Below are 17,175 nucleotides of genomic sequence, written 5' to 3'. Positions count from 1 at the left end.
CTTTTCGGTTCGCCGCAGCGGTGCCGATCATCTCTTCTGGAACCTGTCCGGCGGGATCGTCACCGTCATCTCGCGCGGCTTCGGGTTGACGAAATTCGCCAGCGCGTAGATCGCGCCATAGACCACGCCGACGATGATGGCGATGACGGTCAGGAAGCGGAACAGGCTGGGCATGTCGGTCGCGCAGGCCACCAGAAAGGGAACGGTTTCATCCAACATGTTCGCATCGGCCTTGCAAGCCCGTCGGGCAGACCGGGCAGCCCGCCTTGGCTCGGGGAGCGGAACAGGATGCCTTTGAAAGCAGCAGGGGCTGGGTTAGAAGCGGAGAAATGACCGAACCGACGCAACCAGCATCTGGACCTGTCGCCCAGGAGGCCGCGATTCTCGCAGGCCTCGGCAAGCGGCTGATCGTGCTGGTCGGCATGATGGGGGTCGGCAAGTCGACCGTGGGCCGGCGGCTCGCGGCGCGGCTCCGGCTGCCGTTCGTCGATGCGGATACCGAGATCGAGACCGCGGCCGGCATGACCATACCGGAAATCTTCGAGTCGCGCGGCGAGGACTATTTCCGCAACGGCGAGGCGAGGGTGATCGCCCGCCTGCTCGAAAATGGTCCGGCGGTGCTGGCAACCGGTGGCGGCGCCTTTATGCGCGAGGAGACGCGGCGCCGCATCCAGGAGAAGGCGGTCTCGGTGTGGCTGAAGGCCGATGCCGACGTGATCATGCGCCGCGTCCGGCGGCGGGCCGACCGCCCGCTGCTGCAGACGGCTGATCCCGAAGGCACGGTCGCGCGGCTCCTGACCGAGCGTGAGCCGGTCTACCAGCTCGCCGACCTCACGATCTTCTCGCGCGACGTGCCGCACGACCGGGTCGTCGAGGACTGCCTGGAGGCGCTGCAGGCGTTCTTCTCTCCACCGGAGACCGCGGCGAGGCCCACCGGACCACAACCCGATCCAGTTCAATCCGATCCTCCGCAGGCGATGGGCGCGCTCCGATGACGGCACCACTGAAGCATTCCGATCCGATCATCGTCGACGTCGCGCTCGGCGAACGCGCCTATGACATCGTCATCGGCCGCGGCGTGCTCGCCTCGCTTGGCCAGCGCATCGCGGCGCTGCGTCCGGGCGTCCGCACCGCCATCGTCACCGACCGCACCGTGGCCGCGCACTGGCTGAAGCCGACCGAGGCGATCCTGGCGGAGGCGGGAATCCCGTCGTCCACGATCGTGGTCGAGGAGGGCGAGGGCTCCAAGAGCTATTCCGGCCTCGAGAAGGTCAGCGAGGCGCTGATCGCGGCCAGGATCGAGCGCAACGATCTGGTCATAGCGCTCGGCGGTGGCGTGGTCGGCGATCTCGCCGGCTTTGCGGCCGCCATCCTGCGCCGCGGGGTCGATTTCGTGCAGGTGCCGACCTCGCTGCTGGCGCAGGTCGATTCCTCGGTCGGCGGCAAGACCGGCATCAACTCGCCGCAGGGCAAGAACCTGCTCGGCGCCTTCCACCAGCCGGTGCTGGTGATCGCCGACACCGCGGTGCTCGACACGCTGTCGCCGCGCCAGTTCCGCGCCGGCTATGCCGAGGTCGCCAAGTACGGCCTGCTCGGCGATGCCAGCTTCTTCGCCTGGCTGGAAGCCAACCATGCCGACATCGTCAAGGGCGGAGCGGCCCGCGAGCACGCGGTCGCGACCTCCTGCCGCGCCAAGGCGGCGATCGTCGCCCGCGACGAGCGCGAGACCGGTGATCGGGCGCTGCTCAATCTCGGCCACACGTTCGGCCATGCGCTGGAGGCCGTGACCGGCTTCTCCGACCGGCTGTTCCACGGCGAGGGCGTCGCGGTCGGCATGGTGCTGGCGGCGCAGTTCTCGGCCGAGCTCGGCATGCTGCCGCCCGACGACGTCGTCAGGATCGAGCGTCACCTTGCCGCGGTCGGTCTGCCGACCCATCTGCAGGATATCGCCGGCTTCGCCCAGGAGGGGATCGGCGACGCCGACCGGCTTTTGGCCTTGATGGCGCAGGACAAGAAGGTCAAGCGCGGCAAGCTCACCTTCATCCTGATGGAAGCCATCGGCCGCGCCGTCATCGCGAAGGACGTCGATCCGGCGCGCGTTCGCGACTTCCTGCAGGCCAAATTGCGCAGCAGAAGCTGATCCCGGGCTTTACGCCGTGTTGAGCAGTGCCAACGGATCATCGGCGGCCTCCCTACAGAGCGACATCGGCGCCATGGACTGGATCACACTCTCCGTCGTCATCATCCTCCTCGCCGCCTCCGCCTTCTTTGCGCTGAGCGAGACCGCGCTGACCGGTGCCTCCCGCGCCTCGATGCTGCGGCTGTCGAAGCAGGGCAATCGCGACGCCGATGTGGTGTCGAGCCTGTTCGACATGCGCGAGCGGTTGATCGGCGCGCTGCTGCTCGGCAACAACATCGCCAATATCGGCGCTTCCGCATTGGCGACCGGCATCTTCACCGCCTGGTTCGGCGAGGTCGGCGTGCTCTACGCGACCGGCGTGATGACCGCGCTGGTCGTGATCTTTGCCGAGGTGCTGCCGAAGACGATCGCGATCAATGGGCCGGATCGCGTCTCGCTCGCGGTTGCCAGACCAATGCGGGCGACGGTGATCGTGCTTGGTCCGGTGCTCGCCGTGATCGAGGCGATCGTGCGTGGGCTGATGCGGCTGATCGGCTTCAAGGTCGGGGCCAATCAGCCGATCCTGTCGCCGACCGAACGCCTGCGCGGCGCCGTCGATCTCCTGCATCATGAAGGCAAGGTCGAGAAGCAGGACCGCGACATGCTCGGCGGCCTGCTCGACTTGCGCGAATTGCAGGTGTCCGACGTGATGGTCCACCGCACCGAGATGGTGATGGTGAATGCGGACCTGCCGCAGGAGGAACTGGTGCGCGAGGTGCTCGCCACCGAGTATACCCGCATCCCGCTATGGCGCGGGACGCCGGAGAACATCATCGGCGTGCTGCATGCGAAGGACCTGCTGCGTGCGATCCGCGCCGCCGAGGGCGATGTGTCGCACATCGACGTCGCCTCGCTGGCGCTGCCGCCCTGGTTCGTGCCGGAGATGCGTTCGGTGTCGGAACAGCTGAAAGCGTTCCGCCGCCGCAAGACGCATTTCGCGCTCGTGGTCGACGAGTATGGCGAGGTCGAAGGCATCGTCACGCTCGAGGACATCCTGGAAGAAATCGTCGGCGACATCTCCGACGAGCAGGACGTGCAGGTCGCCGGCGTGCGCGTGCAGCCGGACGGATCCGTCGTCGTCGATGGATCGGTGCCGATCCGTGATCTCAATCGCGCGATGGACTGGACGCTGCCGGACGAGGAGGCGACCACTGTCGCAGGTCTCGTGATTCACGAGGCGCGCTCGATCCCCGAGCGCGGCCAGAGCTTCACGTTCTACGGCTTCCGCTTTCGCGTGCTGCGCCGGGAGCGCAATCGCATCACCGCGCTGCGCATCGTACCGGTGCCGCGCGGCGAAACCGAGGAGACGCGGCCGCGCCGTGCAGGCACGGCGTTCTAATTGGGGATCAAGCCTCGCCCGGCGCCTTCGCATGCAGCGCGAGCGCGTGCACCGAGCCGGCAAGTTCCGCTGCCAATGCGGCGTTGATCAGGCGGTGGCGATCGACACGGCTCTTGCCGGCGAAGGCCTGCGACACAATATACACGCGGAAATGGGTCTCACCGCTCGGCTGATGGCCCATATGGCCTTCATGCAGATGTGATTCGTCCTGAACATCGAGGCTTTCCGGCGAGAAAGCTTCGCGCAACTTTTTGATGATAGCATCTCGGGTCCGCATGGTCTCTGGAAATACGCATCAAATTATTTTTCGTCAATCGGCGGTCCCCGCCAGAGGTATTCGCAATGTCAAGACTTGAAGCTTTCGGCGTTGCGTAGTCAAAGTCCGCCATGGCGATCGATTCAAACAAATTCTTCGACTCCATCCGCATCAAGCCCAAGAAGCAGGCTGCGCGGCAGCCGGTGGTGCGCGAGGAGGCCCAGCCCTGTCAGTGGCCGGACTGCAAGAACAAGGGCTCGCACCGCGCGCCCAAGGGACGCGAGAACGTGCGCGAGTATTGGCACTTCTGCCTCGACCACGTGCGCGAGTACAACCAGTCCTATAATTTCTTCTCGGGGATGAACGCCGAGGCGGTCGCGCGCTATCAGAAGGATGCGCTGACCGGACATCGCCCGACCTGGAAGATGGGTGCCAACACGTCGGCCAAGCGCGGCACCGGCAGCGCCGAGGGCGATCTCGGCGATGCCGCCGATCCGTTCAGCGTCTTCGCCGAGATCAACGGCCGCGGCAGCTGGCGTCCGGATCCCCAGTCGGCCCCCAAGGCAGAGACGCGCAAGGTCTTCAACGCCGAGCGCAAGGCGCTGCAGGTGATGGGCCTTGGTCCCGATGCGACGCTCGAAGACGTCAAGGTCAAGTACAAGGCGCTGGTGAAGCAGCACCATCCCGACGCCAATGGCGGCGACCGCTCCACAGAGGATCGCCTGATCGAGATCATCAAGGCCTACAACTATCTGAAGACGGTGGTGAAGGGCTGATGCGCGACAGCGCTCGAGGCTGCCGCGCGTCGCGCTCGACGGTTCAGGGCTTCGGCCCGATATAGGCCGAGCTGGGCCGGATCAGCCGCCCCGTCCGCTGCTGCTCGCGGGCATGCGCCGTCCAGCCTGCCGCACGCGCCACGGCGAAGATCGGCGTGAACGCCTGGCGCGGAATCTTCAGCGCATCGAGCAGGATGGCGGTGAAGAATTCGACATTGGTGTCGAGCACGCGCTCCGGATTCTTCTGCCGCAGCGCTTGGCGGATGTAAGCCTCTACCTCGCTCGCAAACGGCAGATCAGCCCCGCTGCCCGCCAGCCGCTCGATCGCGCCCTTGAGCACGTCGGCGCGCGGATCGCGCACGCGATAGATCCGATGCCCGAAGCCCATCAGCCGCTCGCCGCGGCCGAGCGCCGCGTCGACCCACGGCTTGATGTTGTCGCGCGTCCCGATCGCGTCCAGCATCTCCAGCACCGGCTCCGGCGCCCCGCCATGCAGGGGGCCGGTGAGCGCGCAATAGCCGGCGGTCACCGACGCGAACAGGTCGGCCTGGGTCGACGCAACGACCCGCGCGGCGAAGGTCGAGGCGTTCATGCCGTGATCGCTGACGGTGACGAGATAGGTGTCCAAGGCCGCCACCTCCCCGCTCTCGGGCCTATCGCCACGCACCATCCGCAACGTATCGGCGGCGTGGCTGGCATCAGGGTCGGGGGCAATCGGCTGCGCTTCCTGCGCGCGCTGGACCAGGGCGCCGGCGATCACCGGGCAGGCGCCGACGATCGTGGCTTCGTCGTCGAGCCCGGGTTCGTGGCGCAGCGCCGCGACCGCGGCGCGGAAGCCGTCGATGATCGACAGGCCGGAGGTCGCGGCGAGCAGCTCGGGCAGCCGGGCAAAGGCACGCTCGCGGGCACGACCAAGGCTGGCGCGGACCTCGGCCTCGCCGACGGTGCGCTTCGTGGCCGCGCTCCATAGCCGGGCGGTCACGCCCTCGAAGCCGCTGGCGGCGGCGAGATCGGCCACACGGGCGCCGGCGATGATGAGCTCTCCCTGCTGGCCGTCGACGTGGCTGAGCACGGTCTCGGCGGCGGCGATGCCGTCGAGGCCGATCGGGGTCTTGCCGAGGTGGATGGTCATGGCGGGTCTCCTTCACGAATGGTCACGCGGGCAAGATCCGCCCTGTCGACAGATTGATCAATCTTGATTAAGCTGATCAATATGAAAAAAGACAGTGGTCTTTACCTATCTGCCCGTGAAGCTTCGGCCGAACTCGCGATCTCGCCGGCCACCCTTTACGCCTATGTCAGCCGCGGCCTGGTCCGCTCCGAGCCGTCGCCGAACTCGCGCAGCAGCCGCTATCGCGCCGAGGACATCCGCGCCCTGAAGGAGCGTCGTGCGCCGGCCCCCGAGCCGCGCGCTTTCCGCAGCTTCGATGCGGATCTCCCCGTGTTCGATTCCGCCGTGTCGACGATCACCGAAGCCGGTCCGATCTATCGCGGCGTCAATTGCGTCGACCTGGCCGAGCGCGACACGCTGGAGCATGCCGCGACACTGTTGTGGGACGTCACAGCGCTCGATCCGTTTGCGCCGGACAACCTTCCGGCCGCGTCGGAGGAGATGGGTCTCATCGCCGATGCCGCGCGGCGCGCGGCGCCGATCGACCGCGCCATCGCGGTGCTGGCGCTGGCGACACATGCTGATCCCGCGGCCTTCAACCGCGCACCCGACGGTCGGGCGCTGGTCGGCGCCCGCATCGTTCGGCTTGTGGTCGCAACCATGCTGAACCAGCCAGCGTCAGCCGACCCGCTCCATGTTCAGGTCGCGCGGAGTTGGGCGCCCGGACATGAACATGCGCCGGACCTGATCCGCCGCACCCTGGTGCTGCTGGCCGATCATGAGCTGAACGCGTCGACCTTCACCGTCCGCTGTGCGGCGTCGACGGGCCTCAGCCTCTACGATGCCGTCATCGCGGGTCTTGCGGCGCTCAAAGGGCCGCAGCACGGCGGTGCCGGCGTGCTGGCGTCGCAATTGGTGAAGACCTTGATCGATCGCGACGTCGCGCCGCTGATCCGCGAGCGGGTGGCGCTGGGCGAGCGCTTCGCCGGATTCGGCCACGGCGTCTACAAGCGCGGTGACCCGCGCGCGATCTCGCTGCTGGAGGCGCTGACGCGCGCTGGCGCGCCGCGCAAATTCACCCGCGAGGTGCCGGAGCGGATCGCAGAGGCGACCGGCGAGTTCGTGAACATCGACTACGCGCTTGCGGTGCTGGTGCATAGTCTGCGTCTGCCCGCCGGCAGCGAGCTGGCGCTGTTCGCGATGGCCCGCTGCGTCGGCTGGCTCGCCCATGCCTGCGAGCAGCTGCAGCATGGCCGCCTGATCCGCCCGCGCGCCCGCTATATCGGACCCGCACCCGGCCGCGGCGCCATGTTGGATTCGCTGTAGCCGTTCTAATCCGCGGCGCCGGCCGCCAGCTGCGTCTCGCGCCGCTTCCGCGTCAATCTGAGGACCAGCCAGACCACGATCGTGCCCGCGACAGCCGCGATGATCCAGGTCGACTTGGCGATATGGCTATGATGCGGAATGCCGCCATAGCGGTGCAACAGCTGCACGGCGAATACTCCGGGCAGGACATGGGCGCAGGCCCACAGCACGATGGCAGGGATGTTCACGGCGTAGAAGCGCGGCGGAGGGATGTCGAGCGCGCCGGCCGTGATCGGCACGACGGCGCGGATCGGCGCGACAAAGCGGGCGAAGAAGATCGCCAGGGTGCCGAAACGGTGGAAGAAGGCCTCGCTCTGCGCCACCAGGCGCGGATAGTTCGAGAACGGCCAGCTCGTCAGGATCTCGCGCTGCCTGCGATGGCCGACCCAGAACGCCCCGCCGTCCCCCAGCACCGCGCCCAGGATGGCCGCCGCCAGCACCCATTGCAGGGTCAGCTCGCCGCCCGGAATCAACGCGCTCAGCGCCAGGATGATGGTCGTGCCTGGAACCACCGAGCCAACGATCGGAATCGCCTCCAGCAGGGCGGCCAGAAACAGGGTGAGATAGGCCAGTCCCGCATGCGCTGAGACGAAGGCAATGAGGGGATCGAGCAGATGGGCCACGCGGTTCCTGTTGGTGGAGAGGGTGGGCGGGGAGCTCCTCGATAAGTAGGAACCCCGGCCCCGGGTGCCACGTCGAGATCCTGGGAAGAGCCGGTGGGCGAAAAGGTGGCGGGATTCGCAGGGCAGCCTTTCGAAAACGGCCACTCATGCCTATCTCGATGATATAACGACGGAACTTTGATCAAGGCTTAGGCTTCTGCCCGCGCGTGCTCTCTGCTAGGCTGGCGTCGAAGCCCTTCAACCGCAGCCAAACATGAAATCTGGTTTCGGGAATGCCCGGGACCTCGGAGGATGAATGACGACCGCCGCTACGACCAATGCGCAGGAGATGACCGGTGTGCCCGACATGAAGGTGTCGGTGCGGCAGGTGTTCGGGATCGACAGCGACCTTGAGGTGCCGGCTTTTTCCGCAAGCGACCCGCATGTCCCCGAGGTCGACGCCGACTACCGCTTCGACCGCGCCACGACGCTGGCGATCCTGGCCGGCTTCGCCAAGAACCGCCGCGTGATGGTGACCGGATACCACGGCACCGGCAAGTCGACCCATATCGAGCAGGTCGCGGCGCGACTCAACTGGCCCTGCGTGCGTGTCAACCTCGACAGCCACATCAGCCGTATCGACCTCGTCGGCAAGGACGCGATCGTGGTCAGAGACGGCAAGCAGGTCACCGAGTTTCGGGATGGCATCCTGCCCTGGGCGCTGCAGCACAACGTCGCGCTGGTGTTCGACGAATATGATGCCGGCCGTCCGGACGTGATGTTCGTGATCCAGCGCGTGCTCGAAGTGTCGGGCCGGCTGACCCTGCTCGACCAGAACAAGGTGATCAAGCCGCACCCGGCGTTCCGTCTGTTCGCGACCGCCAACACCATCGGGCTCGGCGACACTTCGGGCCTCTATCACGGCACCCAGCAGATCAACCAGGGCCAGATGGACCGCTGGTCGATCGTCACCACGCTCAACTACCTCGCCCATGACGAGGAGGTCGAGATCGTGCTGGCCAAGGCCAAGCACTATCAGAACGCACAGGGCCGCGACACCGTCAACAAGATGGTGCGGCTCGCCGACCTCACGCGCAACGCCTTCGCCAATGGCGATCTGTCGACGGTGATGAGCCCGCGCACGGTGATCACCTGGGCCGAGAACTCCGAGATCTTCGGCGACATCGGCTTCGCCTTCCGTGTGACGTTCCTCAACAAGTGCGACGAGCTCGAGCGTCCGCTGGTCGCGGAATTCTATCAGCGCTGCTTCAATGCGGAGTTGCCGGAATCCTCCATCAACGTGGCGCTGAGCTGACACACCGGCGTCGTCCTGGCCTCGGGCCGGGACCCATACGCCGCGGCCTCTCTCGTCGAGTGATGCGGGAGAGCGAGTGCGAACAAACGAACGCCGGTGGTTATCGGGCCTGGCGTTCGCCGGGACGATAGCCGCAGGAATCAGATGACCACACCGAGCAACAAGCCCCGTCCTGGCGTCAAGGAAGCACCGACCGAACCTTTCAAGAGGTCGGTGACGGGGTGCCTGCGCGCGATCGCCAGGGCGCCCGAGCTCGAAGTCTCCTTCGCGGCCGAGCGTCCCGGCCTTGCGCCGGGCAAGGCCCGGCTGCCGGAGCCGGCGCGCAAGATGACCAAGCGCGACGCCGCCGTGGTGCGCGGCCATGCCGACTCGATCGCGCTGAAGCTCGCCTGTCATGATCCGAAAATCCATCGCAAGCTGATCCCGGGCAATCCGCAGGCGCGCGGCGTGTTCGAGGCGGTCGAGCAGGCCCGCGTCGAGGCGATCGGTGCAAAACGCATGGCCGGCGTCGCCAGGAATCTCACGGCGATGCTCGATGATCACTTCCATCGCGGCAAATATGACGAGATCACCGACCGCGCCGACGCGCCGCTGTCGGATGCGCTGGCCATGATGGTGCGCGAGCGCCTCACCGGCATGGCGCCGCCGAATGCGGCGCGCAAGGTGGTCGATCTCTGGCGTCCGTTCCTGGAGGACAGGATCGGCCAGCGTCTCGATGAGCTCGGCCGCTTCACCGAGGATCAGGCCAAGTTCGGCGACCTCGTCCACGATCTCTTGTCGGCGCTCGATCTCGGCGATGAGCGCAACGCCGATTCGGAAGAGGACGAGGACAACGACGACAACCGCGACGGCGACAATGAGCAGTCAGGCGCCGAGGGCTCGCCCGAATCCGACGCAGCGCAGGAGATGAGCGCAGACCAGGCGCAGACGACGTCGGACGAGATGTCGGAGAGCGCCATGGAGGCGGCCCAGGCCTCGGCGTCCGACACGCTCGATGACGGCGAACTCGGCGACGACGAGACGCCGGGTGAGGCGACGCGTCCGAACCGAGGCGGTGCGAACGAGCCGCGCGGCCCCGAATATCACGCCTTCGCGCCGAAGTTCGATGAGATCATCGCGGCGGAGGACCTGTGCGACCACGACGAGCTGGAGCGCCTGCGCTCCTATCTCGACAAGCAGCTTGCGCACCTGCAAGGCATCGTGGCGCGGCTCGCCAACCGGCTGCAGCGCCGGCTGATGGCGCAGCAGAACCGCGCCTGGGAGTTCGATCTCGAGGAAGGCGTCCTCGATCCGGCGCGGCTGTCGCGCGTGGTCATCGATCCCTATCAGCCGCTGTCGTTCATGCGCGAGAAGGAGGCGACCTTCCGCGATACGGTCGTCACGCTGCTGCTCGACAATTCCGGCTCGATGCGCGGACGCCCGATCACGGTGGCCGCGACCTGCGCCGACATTCTCGCCCGCACGCTCGAGCGCTGCGGCGTCAAGGTCGAGATCCTCGGCTTCACGACGCGGGCCTGGAAGGGCGGGCAGTCGCGCGAGGCGTGGCTCGCCGCCGGCAAGCCGGCCAATCCTGGCCGCCTCAACGATCTCCGCCACATCATCTACAAGTCGGCCGATGCGCCGTGGCGGCGGGCGCGCAAGAATCTCGGCCTGATGATGCGCGAGGGGCTGCTGAAGGAGAACATCGACGGCGAGGCGCTCGACTGGGCGCACAAGCGCCTGCTCGGGCGTACCGAGCAGCGCAAGATCCTGATGATGATCTCGGACGGTGCGCCGGTCGATGACTCCACGCTGTCGGTCAATCCGGGCAACTATCTGGAGCGGCATCTGCGCCACATCATCGAGGAGATCGAGACTCGCTCGCCGGTCGAGCTGATCGCGATCGGCATCGGCCACGACGTCACGCGCTACTACCGTCGCGCGGTGACCATCGTCGACGCCGAGGAGCTCGGTGGCGCCATCACCGAGAAGCTTGCCGAATTGTTTACGGAGACCCACGCTGCGCCGCAGCCTGCGCCGGGGCAAAAGCGCAGGCTGCATTCGTAAGCGGCCGTCGGCCGGCTGCGTCCCTCCTCCGTCTGGGAGGAGGTGGGGGAGGGGGCTCCGCTGACGATGTCGCTGCAGGCGATTGCCGACCGCAGGCGCTTTCTCGCGCTGACCATCGGCGGAGTGTCGGCATTCGCATGGTCCACGACGGCTCGTGCGCAACTCGCGCCGACGTCTGTCCGCAGACGCGCAGCTTCCGACGAGCACTCCGTCACGTCGCCGGTGAAGATCGAGGTCAATGCGCGGCCGCTGCCTGCGTTCGACCTCCGCGATAGGACCCATCTGCGCTTCGGGATGCTGCAGTATCGCAGCGGCGTGGCGCTGACCTCGTCCTATCCCGGCTTCGGCGGCCTGTCCGGCATCCGGCTCGATGCCAAGGGTGAACGCTTCCTCGCGGTCAGCGACAAGGGCGGCTGGTTCACCGGCCGCATTGCCTATTCCGGCCGCGAAATCGCGGGGCTCGCCGATGTCGAAGCGGCGCCGCTGCTCGGTCCGGACGGACGGCCCATCACCGATCGCGGCTGGTATGATTCCGAGTCGCTCGCTCGCGATGGCGACATCGTCTATGTCGGCCTCGAGCGCGTCAACCAGCTCCTGCGCTACGATTTCGCCAAGGGCGGAACCGGCTCGCGCGGCGAGATCGTGCCGCTGCCGCCGGCCGCCAAGCGGCTGCCCCACAACAAAGGACTGGAAGCGTTGGTAGTCGTGCCGAAGGGCCTGCCGCTCGCCGGCGCCCTGATCGCGCTCTCCGAGCGCGGTCTGGACCCGAACGGCAATCTGCTCGCCTTCCTGATCGGCGGACCCGCGGCGGGACAGTTCAGCATCGTCCGCAGCAACGAGTTCGACGTCAGCGATGCCGTGCTGCTGCCGTCGGGCGATCTGCTGATGCTCGAACGCAAGTTCTCGCTGTTCAACGGGGTCGGCATTCGAATCCGCCGGCTGATGCTTGCGCAGATCGCGCCGGGCGCGCTGGTCGATGGTCCGGCGATCTTCTCCGCCGATCTCGGGCAGGAGATCGACAATCTCGAGGGCATCGATGCGCATGTCACGCCGGAGGGCGAGACCGTGCTGACGCTGGTGTCCGACGACAATTTCTCGATGATCCAGCGCACGCTGCTGCTGCAGTTCACGCTGGTGGAGTGAGCCGCGGCGCCGCTGCGGCGCCTCGCGTTGACCGCGCCTCGTCCATGATCGACACTTGCCGCCATCAGATCATCGTGTCCACCGTTACAGCCTGGAACTCAGCATGAGCGCCCTGTTCACTCCGATCAAGCTGCGCAGTCTCGAACTCGCCAACCGCATCATGGTGTCGCCGATGTGCCAGTACTCGGCCGAGAATGGCGCGGCCAATGACTGGCACTTCACCCACATCAACACGCTGGCGCTGTCGGGTGCGGCGATGTTCTGCATCGAGGCGACGCATGTCGAGCCGATCGGGCGCATCACCCCCGGCTGCCTCGGGCTGTGGGACGATGCGACGGAAGCTGCGCTGAAGCCCATCCTGACCTCGGTTCGCAAACATGCGAAGGCTGCGGTCGCGATGCAGCTCGCTCATGCCGGACGCAAGGGCTCCAGCCACAAGCCGTGGGATGGCGGACAGCAGATTCCGCTTGCGGACGGCGGATGGCAGACGGTCGCGCCCTCGGCCCTGCCGCACAAGGATGGCGAACTCGCGCCGCAGGAGCTCGATGCAGCCGGACTGAAGCGGGTGTGCGATGCGTTCGTTTCCGCAGCCCAACGAGCCGCGCGCCTCGGCATCGACGCGATCGAGCTCCACGGCGCGCATGGCTATCTGCTGCATCAGTTTCTGTCGCCGATCGCCAACCAGCGCAGCGACGCCTATGGCGGCTCGCTCGAAAACCGCATGCGGTTTCCGCTCGACGTATTCGATGCGGTGCGTGCGGTATTTCCGGCGGACAGACCGGTCGGCGTGCGCGTCTCGGCGACCGATTGGGTCGACGGCGGCTGGGATCTCGATCAGACCATCACGTTTGCGCAAGAGCTGAAGCGCCGCGGCGCCGATTGGATCGACGTCTCCTCGGGCGGCGTGTCGCCGTTGCAGAAGATCACGCTCGGACCCGGCTATCAGGTGCCGTTCGCCGCGGCCGTGAAACAGGCGACGGCGCTTCCCACCATTGCGGTCGGTCTCATCACGCAGGCGCAGCAAGCCGAGGAGATCGTGGCCTCGGGCAAGGCCGACATGGTCGCACTGGCCCGCGGCATGCTCTATGACCCGCGCTGGGGCTGGCATGCCGCAGCGGAGCTCGGCGGACAAGTCGCCGCACCTCCGCAATATTGGCGCTCGCAGCCGTCGACGCAGAAGGAGCTGTTCGGCAGGACGACGTTCGGCGCACGCTGACGTGCAATTGATGACCGCAATGTTGCGCATCAGCGTTGCAAAATTCTGCGGTCATCATTCCGCCCGCGACACGGCTGACGATTGTCGCTGTCGGATGAAGTGCTAGACTTCGCAGACCACGTGCGGCGATGCCGACTCGTCTGGTCGTGTTTCGTCTCGCGTGACGATGAGCGCATCGCAAAGATGCGCCGCAATATAAACGCGAGAGGAAAGCGCCATGGAAATCGGATATTTCACGATGCCCTCGCATCCGCCGGAGTGCGGATTGAAGGAGGGGCAGGAGTGGGACCTGCAGGTCCTGCGGTGGCTCGACGAGCTCGGCTATCAGGAAGCCTGGATCGGCGAGCACCACACCGCGCCCTGGGAGCCGCATCCGGCGCCCGACCTGATTCTGGCGCAGGCCTTCCGCGAAACCAAGAACATCCGGCTCGGGCCCGGCGGCTTCCTGCTGCCCTATCATCACCCGGCCGAGCTCGCCAATCGCGTCGCGATGCTCGATCACCTCTCCGACGGCCGCCTCAATTTCGGCATTGCCGCATCCGGCCTGCCGAGCGACTGGGCGATGTTCAACGTCGACGGCATGAGCGGCCAGAACCGCGAGATGACGCGCGAGGCGCTGGAGATCATCCTGAAGATGTGGTCCGAGGACGCGCCATGGACGTACAAGGGCAAGTACTGGACGGTGACCAAGCCCGATGTGATGTTCGACTTCCTCAAGCCGCACATCAAGCCGATCCAGACGCCGCATCCGCCGATCGGCGTCGCCGGCCTGTCGAAGAACTCCGACACGCTGAAGCTTGCCGGCGAGCGCGGCTTCATCCCGATGAGCCTCAACCTCAACCCCGCCTATGTGTCGTCGCACTGGGACTCGGTCGAGGCCGGCGCCGCCAAGTCCGGTCGCAAGCCCAGCCGCAGCGATTGGCGGCTGGTGCGCGAGGTATTCGTCGCCGATACGGACGAGGAAGCCTGGCGCTTGTCCTCCGGCGACATGATGGGACGGATGATGGGCGAATACTTCCTGCCCCTGCTCGGTCATTTCGGCTTCAAGGACTATCTGAAGCACTCACCCGATGTGCCCGATTCCGACGTGACGGTGGATTATTGCGCCAAGCGCAACTGGATCGTCGGCTCGCCGGCCACAGTGACCGAGAAGATCGAGAAGATCTGGCATGAGGTCGGCGGCTTCGGCACGCTGTGCGTGTTCGGCTTCGACTACAAGCACAGGCCGGAAGCCTGGCACAACTCGCTGCGCCTCTTGAAGCAGGAGGTCATGCCGAGGTTGAGCCACCTCAATGCCGACCTGACCAGGGCCGCCTAGTATATTGGCGCCAGCATTCGCCCTCCCTTTCGGGCAGTGCTGGCGTCAAAAGAAATGTAGCTAAAATTTTCGCGCGAGTGCAGCTTCAGATTTGACGTTTGGGTGACGGTCTTGCCGTTAGGACGGATCCAGGCGTCGAATCCGCTGCATGCGCGTGGCGGGTCTGACATTTGGGGGCAGGTCATGCGGTTTCGCGTCAGGAAGTTTGCCCATATCCTCGAACGCTCGGGTTTGGCTCTGGCGGGGGCCGCCTGCGGCGTCTTCGTCGGGGCGCATGTCGGCTCCAGCGTTCCGTTGCTGACCACGCAGGGCTTCCTGATCGTGATGATGCTATCTGGGGCACTGGGCTTCTATCTCGGCATCGACACGCCGCAACTCCCTTTTCATCCGCATGACGAGGACTCACCTGCGGAGACGAAGATTGATACAGCCGAATTCCTGAGCGCCGTCGGGACCTTTCTTGCGACCCTGACGGCGTTCTTCGCCGTCGCCATCATCATCCTGCGCGAAGATCCGCACATCGTCTGGACGTCGCTGATCATGGTCGGCTGGATCATCGGCGTGATCATGCAGATCGTTTCCGGCGCGATCGCGCGTCTGCGGCGCTGATTTTCCCTGTTCAATTTTTGGGCTAACGCTGTCGCGAGTTTCATCTTGCGGCCGCGATTGCGATCGTGTGAGCCTTTGCATCAAGGGGCTCGACCTGTGAGCCGCGTCGTCCGGGGGCGCATTGCGCGACTGACACAGGTCCTGGCGACGTTTCCAAAGCGTTGCCCGCGGTCGTATTGGAGCCCGTTCTACGGCGCTGCGCGCGGACGATCCAACAGTCCATGCGCCCAGAGCAGGCATCACATCAGAAGCCGCATGGCGATATCGCGCACGTTGGCGCGCTTGATGCATCGCGGCCGGCAATGACATTTGGGAAGTTCATCATGTTGAAACGGGTGCTGCTGGGTGTAGTCATTGGCTGCGGACTGTCCGCGGCGCAAGCGGAGGAGCCGAAGGTCGGCGGTGTGGTCAATGCGGTGATCCAGCCCGAGCCGCCCGGCCTGATGCTCGCGATGGTCCAGAACGGCCCGACGCAGATGGTGTCCGGCAACATCTTCGAAGGCCTGCTGCGCTACAGCCCCAAGCTCGAACCGCTGCCCGGCCTCGCCGAGAGCTGGACCCTCAGCCCGGACGCCAAGGTCTACACCTTCAAGCTCAAGAAGGGCGTGACCTGGCACGACGGCAAGCCGTTCACCTCGGCCGACGTGCTGTTCTCGATCGAGATGCTGAAGCAGACCCATGCGCGCGCCCGCAACAACCTCGTGATGGTCGAGAAAGTCGAGGCGCCGGATGATCTCACGGTGGTGTTCACGCTGAAGGAGCCGTTCGGTCCCTTCATCGGCATCTTCGAGGTCGGCTCGATGCCGATGGTGCCGAAGCACCTGTATGAGGGCACCGACTACAAGACCAATCCGAACAACAACGCGCCTGTCGGCACCGGCCCCTTCATGTTCAAGGAATGGCAGAAGGGCTCCTTCATCCGGATGGTGAAAAATCCGAACTACCATGAGAAGGGCAAGCCTTATCTCGACGAGGTCTACTGGCAGATCATTCCCGACGCTGCCGCGCGCGCGGTCGCCTTCGAGACCGGCAAGGTGGACGTGCTGCCGGGCGGCTCGATCGAGAATTTCGACGTGCCGCGCGTCTCCAAGCTGCCCGGCGCCTGCGTCACCGGCGCCGGCTGGGAGTTCTTCTCGCCGCTGGCCTGGATGTGGCTCAACAACCGCCATTCGATCCTGGCCAACAAGAAGGTGCGTCAGGCGATCATGTACGCCATCGACCGCGACTTCGCCAAGGACGTGATCTGGAACGGCCTCGGCAAGGTGGCCACCGGCCCGTCGGCGTCGACCATCAAGTTCTACAGCGACGACGTGCCGAAATATCCATATGACCCGGCCAAGGCGAAGGCGCTGCTCAAGGAGGCCGGCTACAAGGGCGAGAAGATCCGCATGCTGCCGCTGGCCTATGGCGAGACCTGGCAGCGCTGGGGCGAGGCGGTGAAGCAGAACCTGCAGGATGTCGGCATGAACATCGAGACGATCGCGACCGACGTCCCGGGCGGCAACCAGAAGATCATGGAGTGGGACTACGACATCGCCTTCACCTATCTCTATCAGTACGGCGATCCCGCGCTCGGCGTCTCCCGCAACTACATCACCTCGGCGATCGCCAAGGGCCAGCTGTTCAATAACGTCGAGGGCTACTCCAACCCGGAGGTCGACAAGCTGTTCGCGGAGGGCGCCACGGCGCCGACCGACGCCAAGCGCAAGGAGGCCTATGACAAGGTGCAGACGATCCTGGCTGAGGACGTGCCCGTGGCCTGGCTGCTCGAGCTGCAGTTCCCGACCATCACCAAGTGCAAGGTGAAGAACCTCATCACCACCGGCATCGGCGTCAACGACGGCTTTCGCGATGCCTGGCTCGACAAATAGCGGAGCGTTCCGGGGCGCGGGCGATGATC

The 17,175-nt window shown here is 65.9% G+C and carries 16 protein-coding genes; 12 read left to right on the top strand and 4 right to left on the bottom strand.

The features are described 5' to 3' along the window. Positions 1-27 precede the first annotated feature (27 nt). On the bottom strand, positions 28-174 hold the full coding sequence (locus QW881_RS10165; protein WP_315735738.1) for a histidine kinase: 147 nt from the start codon (positions 172-174) through the stop codon (positions 28-30). Positions 175-329: 155 nt separating this feature from the next. Here QW881_RS10165 and QW881_RS10160 point away from each other — a divergent pair, with 155 nt between their 5' ends. From QW881_RS10160 to QW881_RS10150, 3 genes are all read left to right on the top strand, one after another. Beyond that, entirely contained in the window at positions 330-995 is a 666-nt protein-coding gene (locus tag QW881_RS10160; RefSeq protein ID WP_315775687.1) for a shikimate kinase, read from the top strand. Beyond that, positions 992-2,140, top strand: a complete 1,149-nt coding sequence (gene aroB / locus QW881_RS10155; protein ID WP_316159098.1) for a 3-dehydroquinate synthase — start codon at positions 992-994, stop codon at positions 2,138-2,140. Before QW881_RS10160 ends, aroB begins: the two co-directional genes overlap by 4 nt. Positions 2,141-2,213: 73 nt before the next feature. After that, the gene (locus QW881_RS10150) at positions 2,214-3,518 is read left to right on the top strand and encodes an HlyC/CorC family transporter (protein WP_315756911.1); all 1,305 of its coding nucleotides are present in this window, start codon (positions 2,214-2,216) and stop codon (positions 3,516-3,518) included. Between the two features lie 7 nt (positions 3,519-3,525). Here QW881_RS10150 and QW881_RS10145 read toward each other — a convergent pair whose 3' ends face one another. Beyond that, on the bottom strand, positions 3,526-3,795 hold the full coding sequence (locus QW881_RS10145) for a BolA family protein (protein WP_315752308.1): 270 nt from the start codon (positions 3,793-3,795) through the stop codon (positions 3,526-3,528). Positions 3,796-3,905: 110 nt separating this feature from the next. Here QW881_RS10145 and QW881_RS10140 point away from each other — a divergent pair, with 110 nt between their 5' ends. Continuing rightward, positions 3,906-4,550 carry a J domain-containing protein gene (locus tag QW881_RS10140; protein ID WP_315756912.1) on the top strand — a complete coding sequence of 215 codons (645 nt, stop codon included), beginning with the start codon at positions 3,906-3,908 and terminating at the stop codon, positions 4,548-4,550. A gap of 43 nt (positions 4,551-4,593) precedes the next feature. On the opposite strand, the gene QW881_RS10135 is transcribed toward QW881_RS10140, so the two are convergent. Then, a complete protein-coding gene (locus tag QW881_RS10135; protein WP_315756913.1) occupies positions 4,594-5,682 on the bottom strand; it encodes a citrate synthase/methylcitrate synthase in 1,089 nt (362 codons plus the stop codon). Positions 5,683-5,763: 81 nt separating this feature from the next. Here QW881_RS10135 and QW881_RS10130 point away from each other — a divergent pair, with 81 nt between their 5' ends. Next, positions 5,764-6,987: a citrate synthase family protein gene (locus QW881_RS10130; protein WP_315756914.1), complete on the top strand. Its 1,224-nt coding sequence runs from the start codon at positions 5,764-5,766 to the stop codon at positions 6,985-6,987. Positions 6,988-6,992: 5 nt separating this feature from the next. On the opposite strand, the gene QW881_RS10125 is transcribed toward QW881_RS10130, so the two are convergent. After that, the gene (locus tag QW881_RS10125; protein WP_315756915.1) at positions 6,993-7,649 is read right to left on the bottom strand and encodes a DedA family protein; all 657 of its coding nucleotides are present in this window, start codon (positions 7,647-7,649) and stop codon (positions 6,993-6,995) included. Positions 7,650-7,944: 295 nt separating this feature from the next. Between QW881_RS10125 and cobS the strand changes: the two genes are divergently transcribed. The 7 genes from cobS to QW881_RS10090 all read left to right on the top strand — a co-directional run bounded on the left by cobS (position 7,945) and on the right by QW881_RS10090 (position 17,146). Continuing rightward, a complete protein-coding gene (gene cobS / locus QW881_RS10120; RefSeq protein WP_315735178.1) occupies positions 7,945-8,943 on the top strand; it encodes a cobaltochelatase subunit CobS in 999 nt (332 codons plus the stop codon). A 144-nt stretch (positions 8,944-9,087) separates the two neighbouring features. Next, positions 9,088-10,989 carry a cobaltochelatase subunit CobT gene (gene cobT / locus QW881_RS10115; protein ID WP_315735175.1) on the top strand — a complete coding sequence of 634 codons (1,902 nt, stop codon included), beginning with the start codon at positions 9,088-9,090 and terminating at the stop codon, positions 10,987-10,989. Positions 10,990-11,055: 66 nt separating this feature from the next. Next, on the top strand, positions 11,056-12,132 hold the full coding sequence (locus QW881_RS10110) for an esterase-like activity of phytase family protein (protein WP_315756948.1): 1,077 nt from the start codon (positions 11,056-11,058) through the stop codon (positions 12,130-12,132). 103 nt (positions 12,133-12,235) lie between these two features. Then, a complete protein-coding gene (locus QW881_RS10105) occupies positions 12,236-13,348 on the top strand; it encodes an NADH:flavin oxidoreductase/NADH oxidase (protein ID WP_315756916.1) in 1,113 nt (370 codons plus the stop codon). 217 nt (positions 13,349-13,565) lie between these two features. Further along, complete coding sequence (locus tag QW881_RS10100; RefSeq protein ID WP_315735169.1) at positions 13,566-14,666, top strand: LLM class flavin-dependent oxidoreductase; 1,101 nt, start codon at positions 13,566-13,568, stop codon at positions 14,664-14,666. Positions 14,667-14,849: 183 nt separating this feature from the next. Beyond that, positions 14,850-15,275, top strand: coding sequence for a hypothetical protein (locus QW881_RS10095; protein ID WP_315735167.1), 426 nt, complete (start codon positions 14,850-14,852; stop codon positions 15,273-15,275). Between the two features lie 323 nt (positions 15,276-15,598). Next, positions 15,599-17,146: an ABC transporter substrate-binding protein gene (locus QW881_RS10090; protein ID WP_315756917.1), complete on the top strand. Its 1,548-nt coding sequence runs from the start codon at positions 15,599-15,601 to the stop codon at positions 17,144-17,146. Positions 17,147-17,175 lie beyond the last annotated feature (29 nt).

Source organism: Bradyrhizobium sp. SZCCHNS3016 (assembly GCF_032484535.1).
In the GTDB taxonomy this organism is placed as follows: domain Bacteria; phylum Pseudomonadota; class Alphaproteobacteria; order Rhizobiales; family Xanthobacteraceae; genus Bradyrhizobium.
Note: the sequence above shows the minus strand (reverse complement) of the source record. Positions and strands in the feature narration are given on the sequence as shown.

Bases quoted from the DNA above. Each gene is read 5' to 3' on its own strand.
- QW881_RS10165 (WP_315735738.1), bottom strand. From the start codon at position 174: ATGCCCAGCCTGTTCCGCTTCCTGACCGTCATCGCCATCATCGTCGGC.
- QW881_RS10160 (WP_315775687.1), top strand. From the start codon at position 330: ATGACCGAACCGACGCAACCAGCATCTGGACCTGTCGCCCAGGAGGCC.
- aroB (WP_316159098.1), top strand. From the start codon at position 992: ATGACGGCACCACTGAAGCATTCCGATCCGATCATCGTCGACGTCGCG.
- QW881_RS10150 (WP_315756911.1), top strand. From the start codon at position 2,214: ATGGACTGGATCACACTCTCCGTCGTCATCATCCTCCTCGCCGCCTCC.
- QW881_RS10145 (WP_315752308.1), bottom strand. From the start codon at position 3,795: ATGCGGACCCGAGATGCTATCATCAAAAAGTTGCGCGAAGCTTTCTCG.
- QW881_RS10140 (WP_315756912.1), top strand. From the start codon at position 3,906: ATGGCGATCGATTCAAACAAATTCTTCGACTCCATCCGCATCAAGCCC.
- QW881_RS10135 (WP_315756913.1), bottom strand. From the start codon at position 5,682: ATGACCATCCACCTCGGCAAGACCCCGATCGGCCTCGACGGCATCGCC.
- QW881_RS10130 (WP_315756914.1), top strand. From the start codon at position 5,764: ATGAAAAAAGACAGTGGTCTTTACCTATCTGCCCGTGAAGCTTCGGCC.
- cobS (WP_315735178.1), top strand. From the start codon at position 7,945: ATGACGACCGCCGCTACGACCAATGCGCAGGAGATGACCGGTGTGCCC.
- cobT (WP_315735175.1), top strand. From the start codon at position 9,088: ATGACCACACCGAGCAACAAGCCCCGTCCTGGCGTCAAGGAAGCACCG.
- QW881_RS10110 (WP_315756948.1), top strand. From the start codon at position 11,056: ATGTCGCTGCAGGCGATTGCCGACCGCAGGCGCTTTCTCGCGCTGACC.
- QW881_RS10105 (WP_315756916.1), top strand. From the start codon at position 12,236: ATGAGCGCCCTGTTCACTCCGATCAAGCTGCGCAGTCTCGAACTCGCC.
- QW881_RS10100 (WP_315735169.1), top strand. From the start codon at position 13,566: ATGGAAATCGGATATTTCACGATGCCCTCGCATCCGCCGGAGTGCGGA.
- QW881_RS10095 (WP_315735167.1), top strand. From the start codon at position 14,850: ATGCGGTTTCGCGTCAGGAAGTTTGCCCATATCCTCGAACGCTCGGGT.
- QW881_RS10090 (WP_315756917.1), top strand. From the start codon at position 15,599: ATGTTGAAACGGGTGCTGCTGGGTGTAGTCATTGGCTGCGGACTGTCC.